At 29.5% G+C, this 4,838-nt stretch carries 7 protein-coding genes; 6 read left to right on the top strand and 1 reads right to left on the bottom strand.

All coding sequences use genetic code 11. The features are described 5' to 3' along the window. Positions 1-72 precede the first annotated feature (72 nt). The 6 genes from J7M77_RS13525 to J7M77_RS13500 all read left to right on the top strand — a co-directional run bounded on the left by J7M77_RS13525 (position 73) and on the right by J7M77_RS13500 (position 3,553). Positions 73-342 (top strand): acylphosphatase, encoded by a 270-nt coding sequence (locus tag J7M77_RS13525; RefSeq protein ID WP_296879471.1) that lies wholly within the window; start codon positions 73-75, stop codon positions 340-342. Positions 343-363: 21 nt separating this feature from the next. Then, positions 364-729, top strand: a complete 366-nt coding sequence (locus J7M77_RS13520) for a hypothetical protein (RefSeq protein WP_296879469.1) — start codon at positions 364-366, stop codon at positions 727-729. Further along, positions 722-1,150 (top strand): metallophosphoesterase family protein, encoded by a 429-nt coding sequence (locus J7M77_RS13515; protein ID WP_296879467.1) that lies wholly within the window; start codon positions 722-724, stop codon positions 1,148-1,150. Before J7M77_RS13520 ends, J7M77_RS13515 begins: the two co-directional genes overlap by 8 nt. A 93-nt stretch (positions 1,151-1,243) precedes the next feature. After that, positions 1,244-2,041 carry a MerR family transcriptional regulator gene (locus tag J7M77_RS13510; RefSeq protein WP_296879465.1) on the top strand — a complete coding sequence of 266 codons (798 nt, stop codon included), beginning with the start codon at positions 1,244-1,246 and terminating at the stop codon, positions 2,039-2,041. Beyond that, positions 2,034-2,849, top strand: a complete 816-nt coding sequence (locus J7M77_RS13505; protein WP_296879463.1) for an ABC transporter ATP-binding protein — start codon at positions 2,034-2,036, stop codon at positions 2,847-2,849. Before J7M77_RS13510 ends, J7M77_RS13505 begins: the two co-directional genes overlap by 8 nt. Continuing rightward, the gene (locus J7M77_RS13500; protein ID WP_296879461.1) at positions 2,846-3,553 is read left to right on the top strand and encodes an ABC transporter permease; all 708 of its coding nucleotides are present in this window, start codon (positions 2,846-2,848) and stop codon (positions 3,551-3,553) included. Before J7M77_RS13505 ends, J7M77_RS13500 begins: the two co-directional genes overlap by 4 nt. 28 nt (positions 3,554-3,581) lie before the next feature. Here J7M77_RS13500 and J7M77_RS13495 read toward each other — a convergent pair. Continuing rightward, the coding region (locus J7M77_RS13495) for a 6-phospho-beta-glucosidase (RefSeq protein WP_296879459.1) at positions 3,582-4,838 on the bottom strand (1,257 nt) is incomplete at its 5' end.

The raw sequence follows: 4,838 nt of genomic DNA, 5'->3' as shown, positions 1-4,838 counted from the left end.
GTATTTCTAGTAAGATAGAACGAACTTATTTGTGGTATAATATAAAGTAATAAAAGATAGGAGGTTTTTTGGATGATTAGAAGACATTATATTTTTAAAGGACGAGTACAAGGAGTTGGTTTTCGTTTTACTACTTATCAAAAAGCATTACAATTAGGACTTACGGGTTGGGTTAGAAATTTATATGATGGAACAGTTGAAGCTTGTTTTCAAGGTGAAGAAGTTAAAATTGATCGGTTAGTAAAAGAAATGCAGGCAATTCGTTATATCAGAATTGATGCGATGGAAATAGAAGAATTAAGTGTTGATCCTTTAGAAAAGGCTTTTAATATGGTTCATTAAATTATAAGTGGAGGTAATAAGATGGTTGTAGTATTGATTAGTGCTCGATATGCAAAGATTATTTCGTGGTTAAAAAAGATTGAAAATATAAAAATCAAAGAAATTGATATAATTAAACAAGTTGGCCCCAAAGTATTTTTATATGTAGATACTGATTTATCTTATCAAGCAATAATTGATCAGTTTAAAAGTACGATCAAAAGTCAAGGCGGTGCTATGTATGTCTATGAATTTTATTCAATCTATAAAGAAAAAATCGATTATAATTCTTATATTAGTGCTAAGACTAAAGATACAATGCCATATTTTAATACCAAACATAAAGATTTAACTGATGAAGAATTACATAATTTTAAATTACGAAAAGGAATAATTGATAATGTTTAAAATAGGAATTATTTCTGATACTCATGATGTATTAAAAGAAGCTGTTTTAACGGACTTAAAAGATTGTGATTATATCATTCATGCCGGTGATATTACTAAACAGGAAATATTGGATAAATTAAAACAGTTAGCACCAGTATATGCAGTTAAAGGTAATAATGACAAATTGTTATTAAATACTAGTGAAGAATTTAGTCTTTTAAGACATCGTTTTTATTTGATTCATGAGTTAGACTCTAAGAAAAATGTTGATTTTTATATTTATGGGCACTCTCATCAATTAGCTTGTTACCAAAAGGGAAAAACTTTGTATCTAAATCCCGGTAGTTGTGGACGGAAACGTTTTTCCTTGCCTTTGACATATATAATTTTATATTTAAGTGAAGATAGTTATGAAATAATAATTAAAAAAATTGATTAAAGATAAAAAGTTCGTTTTGAACTTTTTTCTTTTACAAAAGTACTTGTTTATGACGTTACGTCATGAATTATAATAAAACTAGGAGGATCAATCATGGAAAAACAAGATGATAAATATTTAAGTGTTGGTGCTTTAGCTAAAAAGATGCATACAACGATTAGAACATTACAATATTATGACCAAATTGGAATATTAGTTCCTAGTAAAATAAGCGATGGTGGCAGACGATTATACAGCTATCAGGATATGATTAAATTACATCAGATTCAATCATTAAAAGCATTAGGCTTTTCTTTAGATGATATTAAAAATAAATTGATCAGTTTTAAAACGCCGAATGATGTTGTTATTGCCTTAAACAATCAATCTAGAGTTCTTGAAGATAAGATCAAGCAATTACAAGAGAGCTTAACTGCTATTAATGCTTTAAAAGAAGAAGTAATCTTAATGCAAACGGTAGATTTTAAAAAATATGCCGATATTATTGTTAATTTACAGATGAATAATGAATATTACTGGTTAATTAAATATTTTGATGATGAATCTTTAGAACATATTCGAAATCATTTTGATAAAGAAAGTGGCTTGCGTTTTATTAAAGAGTTTGATGATTTGTGTAATAAAGTAATAAAATTACAAGATAATAACGTTGATTCTAAAGATGATCAGGTAGTTAAATTAGCTAAAGAATTTTGGGAAATGATCATGGAATTTACTGGCGGTGATCTGTCTTTATTAAATAAATTATTGGAATTTAATCAGGTATTAGGTGAAGATAAACATGATTTGGCTAAAAAACAAGCTAGAGTCAATGAGTATTTACAAACAGCGTTAATGATTTATTTTCAAGAAGCTAAAATTGATCCGTTTAAGGAGAAAGATAATGGATAATGTAGTTGAAGTAATTGATTTAAAGAAAAGTTATGGTGATAATCAGGTATTAAAAGGAATTAGCTTCAAAGCTAGAAAAGGGGAAATATTAGGGATTTTAGGAATTAATGGAGCTGGGAAAACAACAGCTTTAGAATGTATGGAAGGGACTTTAAAATATGATCAGGGAAAAGTAGTAATCAATGGAAAAATGGGAGTCCAGTTACAGTTAGCAGCTTTACCAGCTTATTTAAAAGTAAATGAAGCAATCAAATTATTTTCAAAATGGAAAAAAGCTAAACTAGAAAATAAATTTATTAAAGCTTTAAAGATCGATGAATTAAATAATAAGCAATATTTAGAATTATCAATGGGACAAAAACGGAGATTACATTTAGCTTTAGCTTTAATTGGAAATCCTGATATTTTATTTTTAGATGAACCAGCAGCTGGATTAGATGTAGCAGGGAAAATAGCTTTACATGAAATCATCAACGGATTAAAAAGTCAGGATAAAACAATTATTTTATCAAGTCATGATTTAAATGAAGTAGAGCATCTATGTGATCGCATTGTTGTATTACATCAAGGAAAGATTATTTTTGATGGTACAGCTAAAAACCTGGCAACTTTAGTAAATAAGCGCTGTAAAATAAAAATTATAACCGAAACTAAAGAAGATGAATATTTAACTGATGATATCGCCTCATCAATGTTATCAATTTTAACAAACTATCAAAAACAAAATCAAAAAATACTTGATATTAAGATCGATCATGGTTCATTAGAAGCGGATTTTATTAAGTTAACTAAGGAGGTAACGATATGAAGGGGTTATTATATGGCATTGGTTTACAGTTTAAAATGGATTTACGCAGTAAATCATTATTGATCACTTGTTATGTAGTACCGTTAGTATTCTTTTTGATCATGGGGACTATTTTTACTTCATTGATGCCTAATGTTAAAACATCATTGATTTCATCGATGATCATTATGACAGTTACTATGGCCTCTTTAATTGGCGTACCACCATCATTAGTAGAAATTTATGGCAGTGAGATTAAAAAGATGTATCAAGTTAATGGAATTTCGTTATCTTTTGGACTTTTGGCAATCATGATTTTTGCTTTTATTCATATAATGATCGTATCGATTATTATTTTAATTTTAGCTCCCGTGTTATTTGCGGCGGTTATACCCGCAAATATAGGTGTTTATTTGTTGAAAGTAGCCTTTTTTACCATTGTTTCATTAAGTATCGCGGGTATTTTAGGTTTATTGATAAAAAAACAGGCTAAACTGACAATGATCAGCCAGCTTATTTTCTTACCATCAATTATGTTATCGGGAATTATGTTTTCGGTGACTTTATTACCGGTATTTTTAAAAAATATTGGTTATTTCTTTGTGGCTACATGGGGGAATTTATTATTATCTGGGGAAAATGAAGCGTTTATAATATTATTGTTGTTTTTGATATTTACATTAGTAATTTATTATTTTATCTTTAAAAGAATTAGTCGTAATTAAAAAAAGAAATTCGTGATGAATTTCTTTTTTATTTAAATTGTGGTAAATAGTCTTTATGAGCTTCAATTAATTCATCAACAACGATGTTTGCAAGAGCATCACTTGGACAAAGTGGGTTGATATTTAAAGCTGTAACTGCTAAATCACGGTTACCAGTAACAGCCGCCTCACATACTAATCGTTCAAAAGCTTTCATCATTTGAACATAACCGCTAATTGGTAGTTTTAAAGAACCAGTAGCAATTGGTTTTGGTCCATCACTAGTAATTCGACAAGCAACTTCAACCGCACTGTCGGCTGGTAAATCACTGATAGCGCCATTATTTCTAACATCAACATATTGGATATCGCCAGTATTATTATAGATAGACTGGATTAGGTTACAAGCAGCATCTGAATATTTAGCACCACCACGCATTTCTAATTGTTTTGGTTTTTCCGCTAATTCTTCATGACCATATAATTCGAATAATTCTTCTTCAGTTTTACTAACAACTTCACCGCGTACGGTTCCAGTTTTGAATTGACTTTGTTCTTCTTCTAATTGTTCTTTTGTATAGAAATAGTAATTATGATATGGACAAGGAATTGCTTTTAGTCCTCTTACAAAAGATGGTGAATATGGTAAAGAAACAAAGTTTTTCATTTGAATTGTATCTTCATCAGTTAAATTTGCATATTTTTCTAATAATTGATCAAAGTATGAAACACCGTTTACAAAAACATCAGTTGCAAAGATGAAATGGTTAACTCCTTGAATTTCCATTGTTACTTCTTTTTCTTTTGCATTTAACATTTTCGCAAAACCACTAACCATATTTACGGGTACATTACATAAACCAATGGCCCGTTTAAAATCAGTATAGCGATAAATTGCTTCAGTTACCATACCAGCTGGGTTAGTAAAATTAATTAACCAGGCATCAGGACAAATTTCCTGGATATCTTTAACGATATCTAAAATTACTGGAATAGTTCTAAAAGCTTTAAACATTCCTCCAGCTCCATTAGTTTCTTGACCAATCATACCATGAGAAATAGGAATTCGTTCATCTAAAATACGTGCTGGTAAACGTCCAATACGCATTTGTGTAGTGACAAAATCAGCTCCTTGTAAAGCATTACGACGGTCGTATGATAAAGTAACTTTCATTGGTAAACCGGCTTTTTTTACCATCCTCTTTGCCAAAGCACCAACTGTTTCTAATTTATCTCTTCCTTCAGGAATATCGACTAAACATAATTCTTTAATTGGTAAAGTATCATAACGTTTAATAAAACCTTC

This window comes from Thomasclavelia sp., from assembly GCF_017889095.1.
Classification (GTDB): domain Bacteria; phylum Bacillota_I; class Bacilli_A; order Erysipelotrichales; family Coprobacillaceae; genus Thomasclavelia.
This window is presented reverse-complemented; position numbering and strand designations above follow the sequence as displayed.